Origin of the sequence: Sphingobium sp. RAC03 (assembly GCF_001713415.1) — a bacterium.
Taxonomy (GTDB): Bacteria; Pseudomonadota; Alphaproteobacteria; order Sphingomonadales; family Sphingomonadaceae; genus Sphingobium.
The window spans coordinates 703,520-726,774 of sequence record NZ_CP016456.1 but is presented as its reverse complement, the minus strand read 5'-3'; the positions used below and the strand labels follow the sequence as shown (position 1 = coordinate 726,774).

21 protein-coding genes are annotated in these 23,255 nt (G+C 63.2%); 11 read left to right on the top strand and 10 right to left on the bottom strand.

The genetic code is table 11. The annotated features are described in order from the left end of the window. Positions 1 to 13 precede the first annotated feature (13 nt). The 6 genes from BSY17_RS08010 to BSY17_RS07985 all read left to right on the top strand — a co-directional run bounded on the left by BSY17_RS08010 (position 14) and on the right by BSY17_RS07985 (position 7,100). Positions 14 to 1,285 (top strand): PepSY-associated TM helix domain-containing protein, encoded by a 1,272-nt coding sequence (locus tag BSY17_RS08010; RefSeq protein ID WP_069066855.1) that lies wholly within the window; start codon positions 14 to 16, stop codon positions 1,283 to 1,285. A gap of 41 nt (positions 1,286 to 1,326) precedes the next feature. After that, entirely contained in the window at positions 1,327 to 2,949 is a 1,623-nt protein-coding gene (locus BSY17_RS08005; protein WP_069065119.1) for an NAD(P)/FAD-dependent oxidoreductase, read from the top strand. Positions 2,950 to 3,052: 103 nt separating this feature from the next. Continuing rightward, a complete protein-coding gene (locus BSY17_RS08000; RefSeq protein ID WP_069065118.1) occupies positions 3,053 to 4,084 on the top strand; it encodes a phosphoribosylglycinamide synthetase in 1,032 nt (343 codons plus the stop codon). Next, positions 4,084 to 4,893, top strand: a complete 810-nt coding sequence (locus tag BSY17_RS07995; RefSeq protein WP_069065117.1) for an NTP transferase domain-containing protein — start codon at positions 4,084 to 4,086, stop codon at positions 4,891 to 4,893. The genes BSY17_RS08000 and BSY17_RS07995 overlap by 1 nt, the downstream gene beginning before the upstream one ends. 3 nt (positions 4,894 to 4,896) lie before the next feature. Continuing rightward, positions 4,897 to 5,985, top strand: a complete 1,089-nt coding sequence (locus tag BSY17_RS07990; protein ID WP_069065116.1) for a sugar-transfer associated ATP-grasp domain-containing protein — start codon at positions 4,897 to 4,899, stop codon at positions 5,983 to 5,985. Continuing rightward, a complete protein-coding gene (locus BSY17_RS07985) occupies positions 5,943 to 7,100 on the top strand; it encodes a glycosyltransferase (RefSeq protein WP_237236458.1) in 1,158 nt (385 codons plus the stop codon). The genes BSY17_RS07990 and BSY17_RS07985 overlap by 43 nt, the downstream gene beginning before the upstream one ends. A gap of 19 nt (positions 7,101 to 7,119) precedes the next feature. On the opposite strand, the gene BSY17_RS07980 is transcribed toward BSY17_RS07985, so the two are convergent. From BSY17_RS07980 to cysD, 3 genes are all read right to left on the bottom strand, one after another. After that, complete coding sequence (locus BSY17_RS07980) at positions 7,120 to 7,869, bottom strand: 3'(2'),5'-bisphosphate nucleotidase CysQ (RefSeq protein ID WP_069066853.1); 750 nt, start codon at positions 7,867 to 7,869, stop codon at positions 7,120 to 7,122. A gap of 5 nt (positions 7,870 to 7,874) precedes the next feature. Further along, positions 7,875 to 9,800 (bottom strand): sulfate adenylyltransferase subunit CysN, encoded by a 1,926-nt coding sequence (cysN, locus tag BSY17_RS07975; RefSeq protein ID WP_069065115.1) that lies wholly within the window; start codon positions 9,798 to 9,800, stop codon positions 7,875 to 7,877. Between the two features lie 123 nt (positions 9,801 to 9,923). Continuing rightward, positions 9,924 to 10,835, bottom strand: coding sequence for a sulfate adenylyltransferase subunit CysD (gene cysD, locus BSY17_RS07970; RefSeq protein ID WP_037478815.1), 912 nt, complete (start codon positions 10,833 to 10,835; stop codon positions 9,924 to 9,926). Positions 10,836 to 10,921: 86 nt separating this feature from the next. On the opposite strand from cysD, the gene BSY17_RS07965 reads away from it, so the two are divergent. Next, positions 10,922 to 12,010, top strand: a complete 1,089-nt coding sequence (locus BSY17_RS07965; protein ID WP_069065114.1) for a helix-turn-helix transcriptional regulator — start codon at positions 10,922 to 10,924, stop codon at positions 12,008 to 12,010. On the opposite strand, the gene BSY17_RS07960 is transcribed toward BSY17_RS07965, so the two are convergent. The 4 genes from BSY17_RS07960 to BSY17_RS07945 all read right to left on the bottom strand — a co-directional run bounded on the left by BSY17_RS07960 (position 12,007) and on the right by BSY17_RS07945 (position 16,642). Then, entirely contained in the window at positions 12,007 to 12,798 is a 792-nt protein-coding gene (locus tag BSY17_RS07960) for a sulfite exporter TauE/SafE family protein (protein ID WP_069065113.1), read from the bottom strand. The genes BSY17_RS07965 and BSY17_RS07960 overlap by 4 nt on opposite strands. A gap of 215 nt (positions 12,799 to 13,013) precedes the next feature. Beyond that, positions 13,014 to 13,838 (bottom strand): class I mannose-6-phosphate isomerase, encoded by an 825-nt coding sequence (locus BSY17_RS07955; protein WP_069066852.1) that lies wholly within the window; start codon positions 13,836 to 13,838, stop codon positions 13,014 to 13,016. Between the two features lie 25 nt (positions 13,839 to 13,863). Continuing rightward, a complete protein-coding gene (locus BSY17_RS07950; RefSeq protein WP_069065112.1) occupies positions 13,864 to 15,039 on the bottom strand; it encodes a polysaccharide biosynthesis/export family protein in 1,176 nt (391 codons plus the stop codon). Between the two features lie 292 nt (positions 15,040 to 15,331). Beyond that, the gene (locus tag BSY17_RS07945; RefSeq protein WP_069065111.1) at positions 15,332 to 16,642 is read right to left on the bottom strand and encodes a UDP-glucose dehydrogenase family protein; all 1,311 of its coding nucleotides are present in this window, start codon (positions 16,640 to 16,642) and stop codon (positions 15,332 to 15,334) included. 183 nt (positions 16,643 to 16,825) lie between these two features. On the opposite strand from BSY17_RS07945, the gene BSY17_RS07940 reads away from it, so the two are divergent. From BSY17_RS07940 to BSY17_RS07925, 4 genes are read left to right on the top strand one after another with little or no spacing between them, the layout of a single operon-like run. Next, a complete protein-coding gene (locus tag BSY17_RS07940) occupies positions 16,826 to 17,929 on the top strand; it encodes a capsule polysaccharide export protein (protein ID WP_037473726.1) in 1,104 nt (367 codons plus the stop codon). Positions 17,930 to 17,937: 8 nt separating this feature from the next. After that, a complete protein-coding gene (locus tag BSY17_RS07935; protein ID WP_150125837.1) occupies positions 17,938 to 18,735 on the top strand; it encodes an ABC transporter permease in 798 nt (265 codons plus the stop codon). Beyond that, positions 18,732 to 19,388, top strand: coding sequence for an ABC transporter ATP-binding protein (locus BSY17_RS07930; RefSeq protein ID WP_037473724.1), 657 nt, complete (start codon positions 18,732 to 18,734; stop codon positions 19,386 to 19,388). Before BSY17_RS07935 ends, BSY17_RS07930 begins: the two co-directional genes overlap by 4 nt. After that, on the top strand, positions 19,385 to 20,611 hold the full coding sequence (locus BSY17_RS07925) for a glycosyltransferase (protein WP_069065109.1): 1,227 nt from the start codon (positions 19,385 to 19,387) through the stop codon (positions 20,609 to 20,611). The genes BSY17_RS07930 and BSY17_RS07925 overlap by 4 nt, the downstream gene beginning before the upstream one ends. 19 nt (positions 20,612 to 20,630) lie before the next feature. On the opposite strand, the gene rfbD is transcribed toward BSY17_RS07925, so the two are convergent. Genes rfbD through rfbA form a run of 3 tightly spaced genes read right to left on the bottom strand, consistent with a single transcriptional unit; the run spans position 20,631 to position 22,911 of the window. Next, entirely contained in the window at positions 20,631 to 21,488 is an 858-nt protein-coding gene (gene rfbD, locus BSY17_RS07920) for a dTDP-4-dehydrorhamnose reductase (protein ID WP_069065108.1), read from the bottom strand. Next, positions 21,485 to 22,030: a dTDP-4-dehydrorhamnose 3,5-epimerase gene (gene rfbC / locus BSY17_RS07915; RefSeq protein ID WP_069065107.1), complete on the bottom strand. Its 546-nt coding sequence runs from the start codon at positions 22,028 to 22,030 to the stop codon at positions 21,485 to 21,487. Before rfbC ends, rfbD begins: the two co-directional genes overlap by 4 nt. After that, positions 22,027 to 22,911 (bottom strand): glucose-1-phosphate thymidylyltransferase RfbA, encoded by an 885-nt coding sequence (gene rfbA, locus BSY17_RS07910; RefSeq protein ID WP_069065106.1) that lies wholly within the window; start codon positions 22,909 to 22,911, stop codon positions 22,027 to 22,029. The genes rfbC and rfbA overlap by 4 nt, the downstream gene beginning before the upstream one ends. Positions 22,912 to 23,255 lie beyond the last annotated feature (344 nt).

Sequence of the window (23,255 nt, the reverse complement as noted above, 5' to 3'; positions counted from 1 at the left end):
GGAGGACAGGATGATGACAGACGGTGCCTTCTATCGGGCGATGATGCGCTGGCATTTTTATGCCGGGATCATCGTCCTGCCCATCCTCGCGCTGATGGCGGTGACGGGCGCGCTCTATCTCTACAAGCCGGAGGTGGAGGCGTGGCTCTATCCGGTCGAGATCGCCGCCAGGCCGGGCGTGCCGATGCTGCCTGCCGCCCGCCTGATCGCCGCCGTCGAACAGGCCAGCGGCGAACGGGCGACCCAGATCACGCATCCCGCCAGCGCCAGCCAAAGCTGGCGGGTGACGACCAAGGGGGCCGATGGCGTGGCCACCGTCCATTTCGTCGATCCGCATGACGGCCGCCTGCTGGGAGACATGCAGGGCGGCGGCCTCATGAAGACAATCAAGGATCTGCATAGCCTGGCGCTGACCGGCGCGGTCGGCAACCGGCTGGTCGAGGTGGTGGCGGGCTGGGCCATCCTCCTGTGCATCACGGGCCTCTATCTGCGCTGGCCCCGCCGCGGCCAGCCCGCCATTGCCATAAGGGGCGGGGTGAAGGGGCGGCTCTTCTGGCGCGACCTGCATGGGACGCTGGGCTTCCTGTCGGCGGGCGTCATCCTGTTCCTCGCGATCACCGGCATGCCCTGGACGGATGTGTGGGGCGGGAGCCTGCGCGCGGTGGTCGCGGCGAATGATTGGGGTCGTCCGAAAATGGCGGTCATTCCCTGGACGGCCCCGGCCAAAGATGCACTCCCCTGGACGCTGCGCGAAGGCGGTGCGACGCCGGGCGCAGCGGGCGACATCGGCGTCGATGCCGTCGCGGCAATCGCGGCGAAGCGCGGACTAGCGGACGGCTATCAGCTCATCCTGCCCGCCTCTCCCGGCGCGCCCTATCTGGTGGCCAGCCTCGTCACGCGCGCCGCCGACTCCCGCGCCATCACCATCGACGCAGCCAGCGGCGCGGTGGTGCAGGATATGGACTGGCGCATGTTCGGTCCCGGTGCAAAGGCGGTCGAATGGGGCATCGCCACCCATCAGGGCCAGCAATATGGCGAGGTCAACCGGCTGCTGATGCTGGCTGGGTGCCTGTGCCTGCTCGCCTTGTGCCTGACCGCGCCCGTCCTGTGGTGGAAGCGGCGCAAACAGGGCCGCCTGACCGCACCACCGCGCGCGACAGGGCGCGCGGAACGGGTCGTCGCCGCCACGATGCTGCTGCTGGGGGCGCTGTTCCCGCTGACCGGCCTCAGCATGATCGTGGCACTTGTCGGCGAATGGCTGGTCGGGAAAATACGCCCCGCCTGACGCCGCTTCCGTTTGGGGCACAGAGCGACTATGGGCAGCACATGATCCGCCTTTCCGGCCTGAAACTGCCCCTCGACCATCCTGCCGAGGCGATGCCGCCTGCGATATGCGCGCGCCTTGGCCTGCAACCCGAAGAGCTGCGCGGGCATAGCCTCGTGCGGCGCGGCAATGATGCGCGGCGGCGCAGCGCGATCCAGCTCGTCTACACGCTCGACGTCGATGTCGCCGACGAAGCGGCCGTGCTGGCGCGCTTCGCCCATGACCATGATGTGCGGCCGACGCCCGACACAAGCTATGATTTCGTGACCCATGCGCCCGATGGCTGGCAGGGCAAGCGGCCGGTCGTGATCGGGGCGGGGCCATGCGGCCTGTTCGCCGGGCTGCTGCTGGCGCAGATGGGGTTCCGCCCGATCATCGTCGATCTGGGTAAGGTCGTGCGCGAGCGGACCAAGGATACCTGGGGCCTGTGGCGGCGCGGCGAGTTGAACCCCGACAGCAATGTCCAGTTCGGCGAAGGCGGGGCGGGCACCTTTTCCGACGGCAAACTTTATTGCCGGGTGAAAGATCCGCGTTTCCTGGGCCGCAAGGTGCTGGCGGAGTTCGTCGCGGCGGGCGCGCCAGACGATATCTTGTGGGAAGCGCACCCCCATATCGGCACCTTCCGCCTCGTCACCATGGTCGAATCGATGCGCCGCCAGATCGAGGCGCTGGGCGGCGAATATCGCTGGCAGACGCGGGTCGATGATCTGGTGCTGGAGCGGCGGAGCGACGGCTCGCAGCAATTGCGCGGCATCGTCATTCAGGATGGCAGCGTGATCGAGAGCGATCATGTCGTGCTGGCTGTCGGGCATAGCGCACGGCCGACCTTCACCATGCTGCATGGCCGGGGCGTGCATATCGAATCCAAGCCCTTTTCCATCGGCGTGCGGATCGAACATCCGCAAAGCTGGGTGGACAAGGCCCGCTATGGCAGTTGCGCAGGCCACCCGGATCTGGGCGCGGCGGCCTATAGCCTGGCGCATCACTGCGCCAATGGCCGCACCGTCTATAGCTTCTGCATGTGTCCGGGCGGCCGCGTCGTCGCCGCCACGTCGGAGGCAGGGCGCGTCGTCACCAACGGCATGAGCCAATATAGCCGCGCCGAATTCAATGCCAATTCCGGGCTGGTCGTCGGCATCGACCCGGCACGCGATTATCCCGACGGACCACTCGCCGGGATCGATTTCCAGCGCCATTGGGAATCGCAGGCCTATGTGGCGGGCGGCTCTTCTTATTGGGCGCCGGGACAGACCATCGGCGATTTCCTGGCCGGACGCCCGTCAACGTCATTGGGATCGGTCACGCCGTCCTACAAGCCGGGCGTGACCCCAACCGACCTGTCGCGCTGCTTGCCTGATTTCGTGGTCGAGGCGTTTCGCGAGGCGCTGCCCATATTCGGTCGGCAACTGGCGCACTATGACCATCCCGACGCGGTGATGACGGGCGTGGAGACGCGCACATCCTCCCCCATCCGCATCACCCGCGACAAGGATTTTCAAAGCCTCTCCGTCGCCGGACTCTATCCTGCGGGCGAAGGCGCGGGTTATGCAGGCGGCATATTGTCCGCCGCGATCGACGGGATCAAGGTCGCCGAAGCGGTGGCGAAGGCGATCGTCACCGCCTGACTTGGATCGGTCATCGCGCCGTCATATCGCCGCCGCCTGATCGTCGCATCATCGTCATCGCGCGGTCGCCACCCTGTCATCGCAGGCGGCTAGATAGGGTGTCATGCTGACCCATATCGACCGCTGCATCCGCATTTCCCCGGCCGACAAGGCCCGGTTGCGCCTGCTCTTCCTCGCCAAACATGCCCGCGCATCCGGCCAACCCGATGCGGTCGATGGCAATCACGCCCTCTATCATCATGAGATGCGATCGACGCTGGAGGCGATCGGCCTGCATGTTCGCGTCGCCGACAGCTATGAAGCGCTGTTCGACCGGCCCGATGTCGATTTCGTGGTGACCCTGCTCAATCGTGGCGGCTTCCAGAATAGCGAGATGTTAGCGCCCCTGCTGCTCAGCTGGCGCGCCATGCCGCACATGGGCGCAAGCCCCATATTGCGCGGCGTGTCCGACGACAAATATCTCTCCAAGCTGATCGCGCAGGCGCATGGCGTCCCGACCATGGCGGCGCAGGTCTTTCGGCGCGGCGGCCTGCCCGCGCAGCCCGGCTTTGCGGCCGAACGGCTGGTGGTCAAGCCCAACGCCTCCTCCGCCTCCTGGGGGCTGGCGATGGTCGATAGCTGGGACGAAGCGCTCGCCCATGTCGATCATCTCCAGGCCTTGGGCCATGACGCGCTGGTCGAAGCCTGGGCACCCCTGCTCGACATCGCCGTGCCGGTGGTGGGCGGCAGCGGCGGGCAGCCGTGGATATTGCCGCCGATGATGTATGTGCCCGCCGACCCCCATCGCGCCCGCAGCCATGAAGAAAAGCGCGGCCTGATCGACGCGGGCGATGATCCGCTGGTGCTGGTCGAGGATCGCGACTTGCTCGCCCGGCTCGACGACCTGACACGCCGTCTGCTGCCCGAATTATGGCCGTTCGACTATGGCCGGTTCGAGTTTCGCTATGATCCCGCGACCGGCGCGGTGCAATTCATGGAAGTGAACCTGTCCTGCAACCTCTGGTCCAAAAAGACCATTTCGCGCTCGGCCGCGTCGATTGGCGTCGATCATCAGACGCTGGTGGAAACCATCATCGGCCATAGCCTGGAACGGCAGGGTCTGCTGACCGAAGTGCCGATGCGGGTCGCGGCCTGATGGGCGGGCGCACCTCCGCGCTGGTGTTGGCGGGCAAGCGCGACGGCGCGACCGATCCGCTCGCGCTGGAAGCGGGCGTCACCCATAAATGCCTGGTCCCGGTGCTGGATCAACCGATGCTGGTCCATGTCATCGACGCGCTGGCGGCGAGTGAGCGGATCGGCGAAATCCGTGTCGCGATCGAGGAACCGGACGTGCTGGCGGGTCTGCCGCAACTGCGCGGTCTGATCGCCAGCGGACGGCTGGTGGCGATCGGCGCGCGGCCCAATCTGGTGGATTCGGTGCTGGCGGCGGCCGACGGCGCGCGCTTTCCGCTGCTCATCACCACCGCCGACAATGTGCTGCTGACCCCGCCCGCCATCGCCGAAATGCTGGATGGCTGCGTGGCCGAGGGCGCAGATGCCGCCGTTGCCTTCGCCCGGCGCGCATCGGTGCTGGCCGCCCACCCGGAGGGGCAGCGCAAATTCTACGCCTTTGCCGATGACAGCTATTCCAACTGCAACAGCTATTGGCTCAAGGACAAAGCCGCACTGGCCGCCGCCGAAACTTTCCGGTCGGGCGGCCAGTTCGTCAAGCATCCGCTGCGCATCATCGGGGCTTTCGGTCTGCTCAATCTCCTGCGTTTCCGCTTCGGTATCGGCACGCTGGCCGCGACCTTCGCCCGCTTTTCACGCCGCTTCCGCCTGACCATCGCGCCGGTGATCCTGTCCGATGGTGCGGTCGCGATCGACGTCGACAACGCCCGCACGCGCGGGGTCGCGAGCGAGGTGCTTGGTCGCTGCGTCACCATCGCCCAGGCTGCGGAATAGCCTTTGCCCACGCTGCGCGCGTTGCCCGGTCGGGGCGACAATGACCTGCTTGCCGCCTATCGCGCGGGGCTGACCCGGCACTGGCCGATGCGTCGGCACCTGCTGGCGCGTTTGCTCGCGGGGGCCGGGCAGGGCGGCTGGACCCCGGCCGAGCGGCATCTCCTGTCCGATGCGGTGCGGCAGCGGGGACTGAGCATGCGCGACCGCAAGGGGCTGCACCGGCTGCTCAATCCGGGTGCCTTTCCCTTCGCCACCAATCCGCTCAAGAACAAGCAGCTCTTCGCGGAGGTCGCACGGACGGCGGGTCTGACGATCGCGCCCGCCTGCAATCCCGACCGCGGCGATCTCGCCGCCTGGCTGGCAGCCGAGCGCGACATCATTGCCAAGCCGAGCTTTCGATCGAAAGGGCAGGGGGTCGAGCGTTTCTGGCGTGATGAGCATTGGCGCGGCTGTGATGGCCCCATCGGCGACGACCTGCTACGAGCGCGGTTGCTGCGGGTGTGGCGCGAGGGCGGCGTGATCCAGCGCCGCCTGCCGACCCATGCGGCGCTTGTCGATCTGTCGCCCGGCGCGCTGCCGACCTTGCGGGTGATGACATGCCTTGATGAAGATGGCGTGCCCGAAGCCTGCGGCCTCGCGCTGCGGCTGTCGGCCGGGGGCATCCGTCCGGTCGATAATTTCAACGCGGGCAATCTGGTGCTGGGCGTCGATGCCGCCGGGCGCTGCGGTCCCGCCTGGCTTGGCGGCGGTGCAGGTGCGCCTAGCCTGCATACGCACCACCCCAAGACAGGCGCGCCGATCGAGCGCATTATCCTACCCGACCTCCCCGCCGCGATCGCGCTGGCGCTGAACGCGCACCATGTCTTTCGCACCGGCTTCACGGTCATCGGCTGGGATGTCGGCTTGACCGACGCCGGGCCTATGTTGGTCGAGGGCAATTGGAACCCCGGCACCGACATCCTGCAATTGGTGGAGGGGCGCGGCCTCGCGGACATGCGGCTGGGCGCGCTCTATCGCCATCATCTCGACCGATTGCCTGCGCAAGCCTGGTGCGCCGCCCGCGCCATCGAATGGGACCGGCGGCGGGCGTGATCTGCGTCTATGTCCACGCGCTGGTCGCGACCGGCGTGGTCCGCAATGCCCGGCTGATCGCCGCCGATCTCGCCGCGCAGGGGCATGAGGTGCAACTCGTCACCGCGCTGCCGGGCGGGGAGGGGGTGCCGGGCGTCGTCCATCATGCCCTGCTGCCCGGTGCAGGCCGATCGCGCCTGTGGGAAAAGCTGCGCGCGGCATGGGCGTTGCGCGGCTATCTGCGCGCCAACCGCCCGGCGCTGCTGATCTCGGCGGGCAATCACGGCCATGGCACCGTCTGGGCGGGCAGTCGCGGCGCGCGGGGCGTGCAGCGCGTCTATCGCATCAGCAATGACATCATGCGCGCCATCCCCGGCGCGCCATCGGGCGGCATCAAGCGCTGGGGCCGCGCCGCCATGGCGCGGCTCATCGCCGCCGATGCCGCGCATCTGGTGCTGGTGTCGCCGACTTTGGCCGACACGCCCGCTTTTCACGCAGCAGCGCGCGCAGGGCGGGTGACGGTGATCGCTAACGGCATAGACGCCGCCGCCGCGCGCCAGCATATCGGTGATACAGCCCCGCACCCCTGGTTCGGCGGCCCGCTGCCGGTCGTCCTAGCCATCGGCCGCCTCGCCCCGCAAAAGAATTTCGCGACCCTGCTCGCCGCCTTCGCTCATCTGCGCATGACCCGGCCTGCGCGCCTCATCATCCTGGGCGAGAGCCGCGACGATGCCTGCACGCGGTTGCGCACGCAGGCCACAGCGCTCGGCATTGCCGACGATCTGGCGCTGCCCGGCACGGTCGCCAATGTCTTTCCCTGGCTGGCGCGCTGCGACGCCTTCGTGCTGCCCTCCTGGTGGGAAGGCTCGGCCAATGTGCTGCTAGAGGCGATGGCGGTGAATGCACCTTGCGTCGCGTCGCGGAGCGCGGGCAATGCGGCGCAATTGCTCGATGGTGGTCGCCATGGCCTGCTGGTCGATCCGGCCGATCCGCGCGCGATGGCGGACGCACTGGCGCATCAGATCAACCCGGCGACCCGCCTCCGCCCCGGCGACCGGATCGAGGCCTTCGGTCTGGAGGCGGTATCCAAAGGGTGGCGTGATCTCGTCAATCGCCTGCTCGCCGGGCGATCCTGACCGCCCGGCGACAGCGCAATCAGGCGGCGTCCTGCGCCAGTGCCGCAATATGCCCCAGCACCATCTCCGCATGCTCCTGCCGACAGATGAGCAGGTCGGGTAGATAGACGTCGCGCTGGTTATAGACGAGCGGACTGCCGTCGATGCGGCTGGCATGCAGGCCATGCGCCAGCGCGACGGCGGCCGGGGCCATGCTGTCCCATTCATATTGGCCGCCCGAATGGAGATAGATGTCGGCCTGGCCCAATATGATCGCCATCGCCTTGGCCCCCGCCGATCCCATCGGCACCAGTTCCGCGTCCAGCTTCTGCGCGATCGCCACCGCTTCGGCGGCAGGCCGCGTGCGCGACACCACCATGCGCAGCTTTTCCGGCGCAGGCGGCACGGTGCGCGGTTCATCCGTCCGCAGCACGACGCCGCCCTCAAACCCCGGCAAGGCCACTGCGCCGATCACCGGCGCTCCGTCGATCGCCAGCCCGACATGCACCGCCCAGTCGGCCCGCGCCTCGCCATATTCGCGCGTGCCATCGACCGGATCGACGATCCAGACGCGCGACTGGGCGAGCCGGTCGTCATTGTCCTTCTCTTCTTCCGACAACAGCCCATCCTCGCCCCGCACTTCGCGCAGCGCATGGCACAGGAACTGGTTGGCGGTCTGGTCGCCCGCCTTGCCCAGTGCCTTGGCACTGAACACCCCGGATTCGCGGACCTCGACCAGGATGCGTCCGGCCACTTCTGCCAGATGGGCGGCCAGCGCCGCGTCGCTCATCCCGGTCATGGGATCAGCCGCGCGACGATGGCATCGGCCGCTTCTTCCGCCGTCATGGTCAGCGTGTCGATATGGATTTCCGGGTCCACCGGCGCTTCATAGGGGCTGTCGATCCCGGTGAAATTCTTGAGATCCCCGGCCCGCGCCTTCTTGTACAGGCCCTTGACGTCGCGCTTCTCGGCCTCGGCGAGCGATGTGTCGATATGGACCTCGAAAAACTCGCCCGGCTGCATCATCTGCCGCACCATGTCGCGTTCCGATCGGAAGGGCGAGATGAAGGCGGTGATGACGATCAGCCCGGCGTCGGTCATCAGCTTGGCGACTTCGCCCACGCGACGGATATTTTCCACCCGGTCGGCGTCGGTAAAGCCCAGATCCTTGTTCAGGCCATGCCGCACATTGTCGCCATCCAGCAGATAGGTGTGCCGGTTCATCCGCGCCAGCCGCTTTTCGACCAGATTGGCGATGGTCGACTTGCCCGCGCCCGAAAGCCCGGTGAACCACAGCACGGCGGGCTTCTGGTTCTTGAGGTTGGCGTGGAAATCGCGCGACACGTCGGTCGATTGCCAATGGACATTCTGTGCCCGGCGCAGCGAGAAGTGCAGCATGCCCGCCGCGACGGTGGCATTGCTGATCTTGTCGATCAGGATGAAGCCGCCCAGCGTCCTATTCTGCTCATAGGGTTCGAACACGATCTGCTTGTCGGTCGACAGGTTGGCGACACCGATGGCGTTCAATTCCAGCGTCTTGGCCGCCAGATGTGACCCCGAACCTCCGGCATCGTTGACGTTGACCTGATATTTGGGCTGCTGGACGGTCGCGGTGACCATCTGCGTGCCGATCTTGAGCCAGTAGGATCGGCCCGGCAGCATTTCCTCGTCCGCCATCCACACGATGGTCGCTTCGAACTGGTCGGCGGCCTGGGGCGGATTGTCGGCCAGCGCGATGACGTCGCCGCGCGAACAGTCGATCTCGTCGGCGAAGCAGAGCGTGACCGATTGGCCCGCCACAGCTTCGTCCAGATCACCGTCCAGCGTGACGATGCGGCTGATGGTGCTGGTCTTGCCCGATGGCAGCACGCGGATCGCGTCGCCCGGCTTGACCGTGCCGGTCGCGATCAGGCCGGAAAAGCCCCGGAAATCGAGATTGGGACGATTGACCCACTGCACCGGCATGCGGAACGGCTTTTCCGCGTCGGTCGCGCTGTTGACCTCGACCGTCTCCAGATGTTCGATCAGGGCCGGGCCAGTATACCAGGGCGTATTTTCCGACGGGCCGGTGATGTTGTCCCCCTTGAACCCGGAAATCGGCATCGGCGTGAACGCCGTGATGCCGATCGACTTGGCGAATTCGGTATAGTCGGCGACGATCGTGTCGAACACGCTCTGATCATAGCCGACCAGGTCCATCTTGTTGACGGCCAGCACGATGTTGCGGATGCCGATCAGATGCGCGAGATAGCTGTGGCGGCGCGTTTGCGTCAGGATACCCTTGCGCGCGTCGATCAGGATGACGGCGAGGTCGGCGGTGGACGCACCCGTCACCATGTTGCGGGTATATTGTTCATGGCCGGGCGTATCCGCGACGATGAACTTGCGCTTTTCGGTGGCGAAGAAGCGATAGGCCACGTCGATCGTGATCCCCTGCTCGCGCTCGGCGGCGAGGCCATCAACGAGCAGAGCGAAGTCGATCTCCTGCCCCTGCGTCCCCATCTTCTTGCTGTCGGCGGTCAGCGCTTCGAGTTGATCCTCGAAGATCATCTTGCTGTCATAGAGCAGGCGGCCGATCAACGTCGACTTGCCGTCATCCACCGACCCGCAGGTGATGAAGCGCAGCATCGTCTTATGCTCATGCACCTTGAGATAGGCGTCGATATCCTCGGCAATGAGGGCGTCGGTCTTGTAGATGGGGTCTGTGAGGGTGTCGGTCATATCGCTACCTCGTCATCCCAGCGAAGGCTGGGATCTCGTTGATCTTGGTGAAGAATAAGGTGGCCTGAGGCCCCAGCTTTCGCTGGGGTTGACGCTTCGGAACGCTGCGCATTCCGTGGCGCGTCAAAAGTAGCCTTCCTGCTTCTTCTTCTCCATGCCAGCGCCGCCCGCATCCTTGTCGATCGCGCGGCCCTGGCGTTCGGATGTGGTGGTGAGCAGCATTTCCTGGATCACCTCCGGCAAGGTCGCCGCCTCGCTCTCCACCGCGCCGGTCAGCGGATAGCAGCCCAGCGTGCGGAAGCGGATCGAGCGGTCTACCGGCACTTCGCCGGGTTCGAGCGGGAAGCGATCGTCATCGACCATCAGCAACATGCCGTCGCGCTCCACCGTCGGGCGCTTGGCCGCGAAATAGAGCGGCACGATCGGCACGTCGTTCAGATGGATATATTGCCAGATGTCCAACTCGGTCCAGTTGCTGATCGGGAAGATCCGGATGCTCTCGCCCTTATTCTTGCGCGCATTGTAGAGGTTCCACAATTCGGGCCGCTGGTTCTTCGGATCCCAACCGTGGCTGGCGGTGCGGAAGGAGAAGATGCGCTCCTTGGCGCGGCTCTTTTCCTCGTCGCGCCGCGCGCCACCGAACGCTGCGTCGAAACCATAGAGGTTGAGCGCCTGTTTCAACCCTTCGGTCTTCCACATGTCGGTGTGCAGCGCGCCATGGTCGAACGGGTTGATGCCGCGATCCATGGCTTCCTGGTTGCGATAGACCAGTAATTCCATGCCGCTTTCCTGCGCCATCCGGTCGCGCAGCTTGTACATTTCCTGAAATTTCCAGGTCGTATCGACATGCAGCAGCGGGAAAGGCGGGGGCGAGGGGTAGAAGGCCTTGCGCGCCAGATGCAGCATCACCGCGCTATCCTTGCCGACGGAATAGAGCATCACCGGCTTCTCTGCCTCCGATACCACTTCCCGCAGGATGTGGATGCTCTCGGCTTCGAGCCGCTCCAAATGGGTCAGGGTTTTTGCGTCCACCATGCAATCCTCGCAATCTTTGTGCGTCATCCTATGGCAGGACGCACGAATCGATGGACCTCCCAAATGGGAGGGTATAGCAATGACCGATGCGATTGGACGATACAGGCCTGTTGACGGCGCTGCATGAAGGAATGTTCCAGCAGCCCTTGTGGCAGGATTTCCTCGAACGGCTGCGCCAGCGAACGGGCGCGGTCTACACCACCTTGGTCTTCCGCCCCATCGACGAGGATGCGATCGTCGAGCTGCACGCCGGGCCGCCGCCACCCGCGCATATCCACAATCTGTTCGTGGAAAAATATCGGCGCGATCCCTTTCCCTATCGCCATATGCGCGAAGGGCGGGTCTATGCGCTGGCCGAACTGATCGAGCCGGACAATCCCGTCCATCAATCCTTCCTCACTGACCTGATGGTGCCGCAGGGGATGAGCGATATGCGATCGGTTCGCGTGACCGAGCCGAGCGGCGTCGATGCCTGGCTCAGCTGCGCGGGAGGTCGATCGATCGGCCCAGCGGTCGGCGCGTTGTTGACCGCGCTGGCGCCGCATCTACGCATCGCTTTGCGCGCTTTCGTCGCGCTGGAGCGTGAGAAATTGCGATCGACCCTCACGTCCGAAGCCTTTGGGCGGTTGAATTTCGGCTGGCTGACGCTGGATGCGCGCTGCCGCATCGTCGACATGACGGCCCATGTCGAACAATTGTTCCAGCGTACCAGCCTGTTGCGGCGCGGTCGCTACGACCGGCTGACCCCGGCGTCGCCCGCGCTGGATCGCGAGCTGACCGCGCTCATCAAGCATTTCGCCGCCGATCCCGATGCCCGGCCCAAGGCGCTGAACCTGAGCCGTGACCCTTGGATGGACATGCTGGTCGCGCCGATGCGGGGTGGGTCGGTCGCGACCGGATCGACCCCGGTCGCCATCGCCTATCTCAGTGGCGATCGCTGGTCGCAGGCCGACCGCTGTGATCAGCTGGTCGATTTGTTCGGCCTGTTGCCCAGCGAAGCGCGGCTCGCCTGGGTGATCGCGCAGGGCATCCCGATCAGCGACGCAGCGGAAACGCTCGGCCTGACGGTCGAGACCGCGCGCAACTATTCCAAGCGCATCTATGCCAAGACGGGCGCGCGGGGGCAGGCGGAACTGGTGCGCATCGTCCTGACCAGCGTGCTGGCCATCGCCTAAGCGATCAAGCGCCAGCCCGCGATGATCAACACGATCGCCAGCAGCGGCTGCAGCACTTTTTCCGGCACTTTGGACGCCAGCATCGACCCGATGATGATCCCTGGGATCGATCCGATCAGCAGGTTGAGCAACAGCATCCCGTTGAAATTGCCGATCCACAAATGGCCGATGCCCGCCACCAGCGTCAACGGCACAGCATGGACGATATCGGTCGCGATTAACTTCTGCAGCCGCATCCGCAACGGATAGAGCAGCAGCAGTAAAGTGGCCCCCAGCGCCCCGGCCCCGACCGACGTCAGCGTGACCATGATGCCCAGCGCAGCCCCGGCTACGACGGTCAGCCCCGCCTGATAGCGCAGGAAGCGGCTGGCGGTATCGGTCCGGGCATGGACCGCCCAATGGTGGAACCGGCCCCGGAACAGGGTGGCGATGGCGGTAAAGATCAACACGATGCCCAGGGCCGTCATGATGAAGCCGCTCTTCACCTGATGCGTATCGACCTGCGACAACAGCAACAGTACGATGACCGCAGCGGGCAGGCTGCCGATGCACAGGCGGCGGATGACTTCATAGTCGGGGCCACCTTCCGCCCCGCCATGGCGATGATGGACGACCCCGCCCACCGCTTTGGTAATGGCGGCGAACCAAAGGTCCGTGCCGACGGCGGTGACCGGGGCGACGCCGAACAACAGGATCAGGATCGGTGCCATCAGCGACCCGCCACCCACGCCGGTCATGCCCACCATGACACCAACGAACAGCCCGGCGACCGCGTGCAACCAATCCATTCCATTCCCCCGACATGGCAGCCGCGATGTTTTCACGCCCCATCGTCAAAGCCATATCCATAGGCGAAGGCCGCGAACAGCCTTTTTTGCGGGAAGCAGGTTGCGCCTTGGCACCGATGTTCCATCGGACCGCCAGAAAGCGCGTGTCACAGACCTTTAAGATGCCCGATGTCGATTTGCGCGCCTCTATTCACGAGATGAGGCGGGCGTCATCATCATAGGGTAGCAAGAAGAGCCGAACAGGGCGTGTCGATCCGCAATTGGCTGTCTGCATCTATCAGCCAGCAATCGCCCTCTGCCCATGGCGCGCCATCGATCGTCCCGCTTCCGCCCAGCGGCGTGAACCATATGCGGGACGCGTCGGGAAGGATTACCGCCGCCCCGGCCTGCCAGTGGCGCAATTCCAGCTGGAAAGGGGCATCGGACGGTGAGATACGCCCCGCATTCTGGCCCAGAGGCGCATGAATGACTTGTCGATCATAGGGAAGGAGATGGCTGACGGCCTCTCCCTCATCCAAATGCAATTCGCGCGGCCGACCATAGTCATACAGGCGATAGGTCACATCGACATTCTGCTGAACTTCGGCCAGCACAATTCCCGCCCCGATGGCATGGACGGTGCCTGCCGGAATGAAATAACAGTCGCCCGGTTTGACGGGCTTCCAGTCGATCAGCTGCTCGATCGAGCCATCAAGCGCCGCGGCACGAAACGCCGCCGGGCTGATCGGCCGCTTGAGGCCTATGCCCAGCCGCGCATCCGGTTCGCAATCCAATATGTACCAGATTTCCTCTTTGCCGCCTGGCAACCCCACGGCCACCGCTGCCGCGTCGTCGGGGTGAACCTGGATCGACAACCGCTCGCTGGTGAAGATATGCTTGACGAGCAGGGGCAGATTGCCGTCGCCAACCTCATCTTCATACCAAATTTCACCGATCGGCTCTGGTCCAGACGGGCCAAACGTGACCGGCAAGTCCACTCGGCCCCATGGCTTCGCCACGCGACGAGGCCGCAATTTGCGAGCGGCTTTAGTCAATTCCATCATGATCTGCGCTACGGTCGTTCGATTACCGGGTAATCGCGTTGTCGATGGCCACGATCGGCAGTGCCGTAGAGGCAATCAGGCCGATGACGCGCTGAAATTCGGCGACGGGGTTGGTGGAGACATAGAGCACATCGCGATCATGAATGGCGAAATTCTGCATGGCGAAATAGGTGGCCGGATCTCGCATGTCGACGCGATAGACGACCGGAATGCGCCCGTCCGAACGGGGTGACACGGTTGCATTGCGATTGACGACCATCGCCGGATCTTCCCAGCGGAACACGAAGACCCCCTTTGGATCGGCGCGCCCCTCTGCCAGGCCGCCGACACGGCCCATGGCCTGCGCAAGCGACAGGCCGGTTGCCTCGAACGGCACTTCTTGGCTTTGACCCGCAGCGCCAAGCATGGTGAAGCTGTAGGGACGGAACAGGGCGGTTACGACATCGCCTGTCTTCAGGACAACATTCTGGCGCGGATCGTTGATCACGGCGGAAAAGGGCATGGAATAGACCTGCCCGCGGCGACTGACCTGGATCGTCATCTTGTCCGACTGCTGTTTGGTTCCACCCGCTGCTGCGATGGCATCCAATATGGTTTCCCCCTTGGGAGTCAGGGGCATGCGGGTGCTGTTGGCGACCTCACCCACCACGGACACGTTGGCGCTCAGGTTGCGCAGCAAGCGAACGGCGACCTGCGGCAAATGGGCTTTGCCGCGCAGTCGCGTGATGATGTCCTGCTCGATTTGGGGCAAGGTCCGCCCCGCCGCCTGAACCAGTCCAGCGAAGGGTATGGAAATCCGGCCAGAGGGACCGACGAGAAATTCCGGTAGCGCCGTTACGCCACTGGTCTGAACCGACATGCCGGTTGGGGCACTGGTACCGAACAATACAGCAGGTGGCGCTTCCCAGATGGTGACGTTGAGGACGTCGCCCGATCCCACGGTCTCGCCAACCGCATCGGAATAGCCAAGCCCAGTTGCGAAATCAGGGGTGGTGACGCGAGGCAGTTCGACCAGCGATCGTTCGTCCAGATTGATGACTTGTATGCCCTTGATTGCGGCATCTTGGTCCTTGCCGACATTGACGACCCGCCCCGTTCCTGGCCCGATTGAGGTGCAGGCGGTCGTGGCAAGCAGCGCAGCAAGTAGGCAGAGGCGGGGAAGGCGAGCGCCGTTCCGAAGATGCGACAAGCAGTTCATGAATTCTCCAAATGCCCTTCGGCTCGACCCGACACTCCTGGCACAGACCTTGGAGATGCCGTCAATTCTAACAATGGCTCACGGCCGAATGAACGCTACATATCGCTCGATCGCCCGTCTGTCACCTGATCCCCAACGCACCCACAGACGTTGTCGCTATGCCGAAGCAAGATGCTCGAACGCCTAACTCAGTCAACGCACATGAACCTGTGATGGATGCGGCAGCTAATGAGAAACAGTGCAGTCGACACGTCCTTGGGCGTTCCGTACCTAACGCCACAGGTGCGGCTTCTCAGCTCGCCGCGCCGACGCGCGCGAGCGTAAAGCCAGCCTCGGTGACTTCGGCGAGCGGATAGATGTTGCGCAAGTCGACGAGCGCATTGCCGTTCATCGCGCTGGCAAGGCGCTTCATGTCGAGCGCGCGGAAAATGTCCCATTCGGTGACCAGCACCAGCACATCGGCCCCTTCGGCGGCTTCATAGGCGTCCTTGGCCATGGTGACGCTGGGCATCATCGGTGCGGCGACGTCCATGCCTTCGGGATCATAGGCGACGATCTTCGCGCCCGCATCCTCCAGCGCCTGGACGATGGCGAGGCTCGGCGCATCGCGCATGTCGTCGGTATTGGGCTTGAAGGTCAGGCCAAGCAGCGCGACTGTCTTGCCGCGCGCATCGCCGCCCAGCGCCTTGACGATCTTGCGGCCCATGGCGCGCTTGCGCAGGTCGTTGACCTGCACCACCGTCTCGACGATGCGGATCGGCGTGTCATGATCCTGACCGGTCTTGACCAGCGCCAGCGTATCCTTGGGGAAGCAGGAGCCGCCATAGCCCGGTCCTGCATGCAGGAATTTGGAGCCGATACGGTTGTCGAGGCCGATGCCGCGCGACACGTCCTGCACGTCAGCGCCGACCGCCTCGCACAGGTCCGCCATCTCGTTGATGAAGGTGATCTTAGTCGCGAGGAAAGCGTTGGCGGCATATTTGATGAGTTCGGCAGTGCGCCGCCCGGTGAACATCAGCGGCGCCTGGTTCAGGTTGAGCGGCCGATAGACCTGGCTCATCACCGCGATGGCGCGTTCCGAGCCGGTGGTGCCGACGACGACGCGGTCGGGCCGCTTGAAGTCGCCGATCGCCGCGCCTTCGCGCAGGAATTCGGGGTTCGACACGACCTGGATGTCGAGGTCGGGCTTCAATTCCCGCGCGATTCGCTCGACCTCGTCGCCAGTGCCCACGGGCACGGTCGACTTGGTGACGATGACCGCCGGACCATCGAGCGCAGCGACGATTTCCCGCGCTGCAGCATAGACATAGGAGAGATCGGCATGGCCATCACCCCGGCGCGAAGGCGTGCCGACGGCAATGAAGATCGCGTCCGCGCCCTTGACGCCCGCGGCCAGATCCGTGGTGAAGGTCAGGCGGCCCGATGCGGCATTGTCGCCGACCAGCTTGTCCAGCCCCGGCTCGAAAATCGGCATCCGCCCCGCTTCGATCGCCGCGATCTTGCCCGCATCCTTATCGACACAGACCACATCATGGCCGAAATCCGCAAAACAGGCCCCTGACACAAGGCCCACATACCCCGTGCCGATCATCGTGATTTTCATAGTTTGAAACGGTCCCCGTTGTATGACAACGCTTCGCCCTAGCATGAGATTTAGACATTATAAAGGGACGCCATGATACGGCATTCCGGCCGTCGCAAGCCGCAGTACCGTGGTTTCAATCCGCTGGACTTTGAGAAACGCACCTCCTAACACGAGGGCGAACCATAGGCATGCCGGGTACCGATGATCAAAATTCCTGAACGTATCGGCAAATTGCCGACTCTCTTCGTCGCGGCGGTACTTGTACCCACGATGATTTCTGCTGTTTATTTCACAATGAGTTCCGACGTCTATATGTCGGAATCGCGTTTTGTCGTTCGGAGCCCGGAAAAGAGCAATAATACCGGTCTAGGCGCTTTATTCCGGGCCGGCGGGATGTCGAACGACGCCAACGAAGGCTATGCGACGAAGGATTACATGGTTTCGCGCGACGCCCTCGCGGCGCTAAATCGCGACAATCTCGTTTCAAATGCCTATGGCAACGAAAATGTGTCCATTCTCAACCGCTTCAATCCGTTCAACCGGGGGGGCGTGAAAGAAAAGCTCTATAAATATTATACCAAGAAAGTGGAGGTGACCCATGATGTTGCCTCTTCGATCACGGTTTTGAGCGTGCGGGCCTTTACGCCTGAGGACGCGCATGAGATCAACAGACGACTGCTTGTTCAGGCAGAAGCGCTGGTCAACAAGCTAAATGGCCGCGCCCGTTCCGACTTGATCAATTATGCTAATGACGAGCTGGACGAAGCGAAGGCCCTGGCACGGACAGCCGCTCTGGCATTGTCTGATTATCGCAACCGCGAAGGGGTGGTCGATCCCGAAAAGCAGGCGACCGTCCAACTGCAGATGATCTCCAAATTGCAGGACGAGATGATCGCGACGCAAACGCAGTTGATTCAATTGCGCGCCTTCACGCCGCAAAACCCCCAGATCCCTGTGTTGCAGAATCGCGTGCAGTCTTTGAGCCGTGAAATTGACAAGCAAACCGGCCTGGTCGCGGGTAACCAGAAATCGCTGGCCGCTACGGCGGCGCAGTTCCAGCGGCTGCAACTCGAAAGCCAATTGGCGGATCGTCAGCTTGGCGCAGCGATCAGTTCGCTTCAGGAAGCGCGGAACGAAGCGCGTCGCAAGCGGGCTTATGTCGAACGGATCGTTGAACCCAGCAAGCCCGACTATCCTCTTGAGCCGCGCCGTTTACGCGGCATATTGAGCACGTTCGTCGTTGGGTTGGTGATTTGGGCCGTGCTTTCGATGCTTGTGAGCGGCGTCAAGGAACATCGCGACTGATGACGCAGATGCAGGAACCAAGCCCGACCAGTTTCCTGCGGTCCTGGGCAATCCAGCAGCGGGTGATAGGCGCATTGTTGATGCGCGAAGTGATCACCCGCTATGGCAGGCATAATATCGGCTTTCTCTGGCTGTTCGTGGAACCGATGGTTTTTACCATCGGCGTCACGTTGATCTGGACAGCTACCAAAGCGGTTCACGGGTCCGACCTCCCCATCTCGGCTTTTGCCTTGACGGGCTATTCCAGCGTGCTGGTCTGGCGCAATATGCCGTCGCGACTTGTCGGTTCGATCGAGCCGAACTTATCGCTGATGTACCATCGCAACGTCAAGATAATCGATATATTCGCCGCCCGACTTTTGCTCGAAGCCGTTGGCGTTGGTATTTCTTTTTTTATCCTCACCTTGTTTTTCGCTGCGGTTGGTTGGCTTCAATTGCCTGAAGACCCGCTCAAGGTCGTATTGGGTTGGGTGATGTTGGTCTGGTTCGGCTCGTCCTTGGGCATGTTCCTGGGTGCCCTGTCGAACCGCAGCGAACTGATCGATAAATTTTGGCACCCGGCGGCCTATCTTCTATTCCCTCTCTCCGGCGCTGCCTTTCTTGTAGAGTCCTTGCCTGCTGGATTTCGGGAATGGATTTTATATCTGCCGATGGTACACGGGGTCGAATGTGTCCGCGACGGCTTCTTCGGATCGCAATTCACCCCCTATTATGACATCGGTTATATGGCCCTATGCAATCTTGGCCTTTCTTTATTCGCTTTGGCGGAGATACGACGCGCAAGCCGTAATCTGGTGCCAGCATGATCCAGCTACAGAATATCGGAAAGGCCTATGAAACCCGTCGCGGTCCTCGCTGGGTTTTCCGTAATGTCGACCTGACTATCGGGCGGGGCGAGAAGATCGGGATATTGGGGCGCAATGGCGCTGGAAAATCGACCCTCATCCGCATGATCAGCGGCATTGAGATGTTGAACGAAGGCCGGATCGTCACGGATATGTCGATCAGCTGGCCGCTGGCCTTTTCCGGTGCGTTTCAGCAATCGCTGACCGGGGCCGACAATGTGCGCTTTATCTGTCGCGTTTATGGTAAGAATGTCGATGATGTCATCGCTCTTGTTGATGATTTCGCCGAACTGGGCGCATATATGAACGAGCCAATCAAAAGCTATTCTGCGGGGATGCGCGCCCGGCTGGGTTTTGGCGTATCCCTAGCGGTAGATTTTGATTGCTTCCTCATCGATGAGATCGTCGCTGTCGGTGACGCGCGCTTTCAGCAAAAATGTCATGATGAACTGTTCGTCAAGCGACGTGACCGCTCCATGATCATCGTGTCGCACAATGACGGCTATATCCGCGAACATTGCGATCGGGCGGGCGTTCTGGCGCAACAGACGCTAACGAATTTCGCTGACATGGATGAAGCTTACGCCTTTTATAAGGCGCATGAACGGGAATGAACTGGATAGCCGGGTTGCTCGATCGGTTGATCCTTTCGAAGGCCCAGCGGACGGACCAGGTTCCAGCCGCCCCTTGTCGCTTGCTGGTCGATATGTCCACTATCGCCCAACAGGATGCCGGCACAGGCATCCAACGGGTCGTCCGCGCCATTTGGCTGCACCTGATGCAGATGGATCTGGGCAATATCACCGTCCTGCCAATCGCCGCGACCGCAAAGCGGGGCTATGCCATTGCAGAGGTTGATGCCACAGACGGCCGTTTGTCGCTACCACCCCCCAATGCACCACTGATCCATGCCAGCGCCGGGGACATATTCCTGGGGCTGGACCTCGCCGCGCATCGTTTGTCGCGGCATCAGCGGCAACTGGCGCGCTGGCGTCGCTCCGGCGCGTCGATCAATATCGTCATCTATGATCTGTTGCCACTCCAGCACCCACACTGGTTCCCGCGCAGCACGGGGCGCAATTTCGCAAAATGGATAGGCGTGGTCAGCCGCCTGGCGGATCGGGCCATTTGCATCTCGCACCAGGTCGCATCGGACCTCGACACTTGGCTTACCACCAATAGGGTCGCGCGGCGCGATGCCATTGAAGTGACCGTCATGCCGCTGAGCGGTGCCGTCGATGCGACCAACCCCAGCCGCGGTATCGGCGAAAAGGGGCGCGCGGCGATCGCGCGCGCGCAAAGCACGCAGACCCTGTTGATGGTCGGCACCATCGAGCCGCGCAAAGGCCATGATTGCGTTCTCGATGCCATGGAGCATCTGTGGCGGACGCAGCCCCCGAACGCTCCGCATGTCCTGATCGTGGGGCGGCCGGGCTGGCGCACCGAAGCGATGCAGGCTCGTCTCGCGGCGTTGGAGGCGCGGGCAGACCATCGGTTGACCTGGCTCAGCCAAGCCTCGGACGAACTGCTCGCCGCGCTCTATGCCCGCGCGGCCCTCGTCGTCATGCCATCGCGCGGTGAAGGCTTCGGCCTGCCGATCGTTGAAGCGCTGCGCCAGGGGCGCAAGGTGCTGGCACGCGATCTTCCGGTTTTCCGGGAACTGGCGCGGCCGGGGCTTTTCTATTTTGACGATGATCGCCCGGCGGCGCTTGCCGACAGCATCCTGACCACATTGCAGGAAGCTGATCCGCCGATTCCGGTCGGCGAGGAATGGGACGACAGCGTCGCCATCTTGCTGCGGGCGCTGGGTCTGGAGCAGAAAAAAGCCCCGGCCTGACCGACCGGGGCTTTTGCCTTCAACCCTGTTCTTTGATCTGTGCCATCATGACGCGCAGATTGTCGCGCCAATGCGGCGTCGGTCCGCCCAGCGCTTCGAAGGTCGATGCCTTGTCCAGCACCGAATAATGCGGCCGCGTCGCGGGCGTCGGATAGGCGCTGGTCGGGATTGGAATGACCGTCGCCTTCTGCGTCAGCAGGCCGATCGCCAGCGCTTCCTCCTGAATCGCAACGGCAAAGTCGTACCAACTGGCCGCCCCGGCATCGGTATAATGATGCAGGCCGGTCACGCCCGCGCCCGCCATCGTCCACAGCGCTGCGGCAAGACCCGGCGCATAGGTCGGCGTCCCGATCTGGTCGGCCACCACGCGCACTTCGGGCCGTTCCGCCATCAGCCGCAACATGGTGCGCACGAAATTGCCACCGGTCGGCGCATAGACCCACGCCGTTCGCACAATCAGCGCATCCGGCCCGGCCAGTTGCTCACCGATCAGCTTGGTGCGGCCATAGGCGCTCAACGGGGCGGTTGGCGCATCGGGCGCATAGGGCACGCCCGCCAGCCCATCGAACACGAAATCGGTCGAAACATGGACGAACCGCGCACCAACGGCCCGCGCGGCATCGGCCAGCGTGCCGACCGCCGTCCCATTGATCGCCAAGGCCAGTGCTTCGTCCTGTTCGGCCTTGTCCACCGCCGTATAGGCAGCGGCGTTCAGCAACAGGTCCGGCTTTTCCTGCGCCAGATAGGCCTCCACCGCGTCAGCCTGGGTGATGTCGAGTTCATCGACGTCGACACAGCTCAGCACCGCTCCGGCGGGCGCCGTCGCCTGCAGACCGCGTCCCAGCTGGCCCTTGGCCCCGACGATCACCGCCTTCATGCGAAGGCCTCGATCTCGCCCAGTGCCTGACCCTGCGCATCCTTGCCCGACAGGATCGGCTCGATCCCTTCCAACGGCCATTCAATGCCCACCGCCGGGTCGTTCCACATCAGCGAATGTTCGGCCGACGGATCATAGGTGGCAGTGCATTTGTAGAGAAATTCGGTGCCATCCTCCAGGCTGATGAAGCCATGCGCAAAGCCCGGCGGCACCCAGAACATCTTCTTGTTCGCGGCGGACAGTTCCAGCCCGACCCATTTGCCGAAATGCGGGCTGGACTTGCGGATATCCACCGCCACGTCCCACACCCGCCCAGCGACCACGCGGACGAGCTTGCCCTGCGGATTGGGGTTCTGGAAATGCAGCCCGCGCAGCACGCCGCGCGCCGACTTGCTGTGATTGTCCTGCACGAAGTCGAGGTCCAGCCCCGCCGCCTTGAAGGCGTCCGCATTCCAGCTTTCGTAAAAGAAGCCGCGATCGTCGCCGAACACGCGCGGTTCGATGATCAAGGGGCCGGGAATGGCGGTTTCCACGATGTTCATGCGATCGCACCCTTGCCTTTGAGAAGGTCCATCAGATAATTGCCATAGCCGCTCTTGCGCAGCGGCGATGCCACTTCTTCCAACTGGGCATCATCGATAAAGCCCTGCCGCCAGGCAATTTCTTCGGGGCAGCAGATCTTCAATCCCTGCCGGTCTTCGGTCACCCGGACATAGAGCGCTGCGTCGAGCAGCGACCCGTGCGTCCCGGTGTCGAGCCAGGCATAGCCGCGGCCCATGATTTCGACCGAGAGCGAACCTTCCTCCAGATAGAGGCGGTTGAGGTCGGTGATCTCCAGCTCGCCGCGCGGCGAGGGGGCCAGGTCGCGGGCCATGTCCACCGCACGGCCATCATAGAAATAGAGGCCGGTGACGGCATAGTTGGACTTGGGCTCTTCGGGCTTTTCCTCGATCGTCTCGGCGCGGCCATTCGTATCGAAGGACACCACGCCATAGGCCTTGGGATCACTGACATAATAGCCAAAGACCGTGGCACCGGTTTCACGCTCGCCGGCCCGTTTCAGTAGATCGACCAGGCCATGGCCGTAGAAGATATTGTCGCCCAGAACCAGCGTCGACGGATCGCTGCCGATGAAATCCGCGCCGATATGATAGGCCTGCGCCAGACCCTTGGGCTCCGGCTGGACCGCATAGGTCAGGTTGATGCCCAATTCCTTGCCATCGCCGAGTAATGCCTGGAAAGACGGTGCATCATGGGGTGTCGTGATGATCATGATATCGCGAATCCCCGACAACATCAGCGTCGAGAGCGGATAATAGATCATCGGCTTGTCATAAACGGGCATCAACTGCTTGGAGACACCCTTGGTCAGTGGATATAGTCTTGTGCCGGAACCACCCGCCAATATTATTCCCTTGCGCACGTATCACTCCCCATGAAAGGCGAATGCGGGTGTAAATTGCGTCGGTTACGATTGCAAGGCGATGTTGCGATGCGGCATATGTCCCAATAGGATAGGAAACCGCCGTCGGCAGAAGGCATCTTGCAGGCTGTTGCGCTTATGTCCGGGCACAAATCGCAATGCTCTGGGCGCTAGGCTTCGGACAGGCTGACGGCCGGGCGTTTAGCATTGACATAAAAAGTGCAGCGGTCAGAGATATGATGACCAGGGCAATCAGGGGTAGGCTTTAGGTGAACGATACGGTTTCGACTAAGGATGCGGACGCAACAGGTAAAGCACCGCGTGGCCGCGCCGTCGCTGCAACG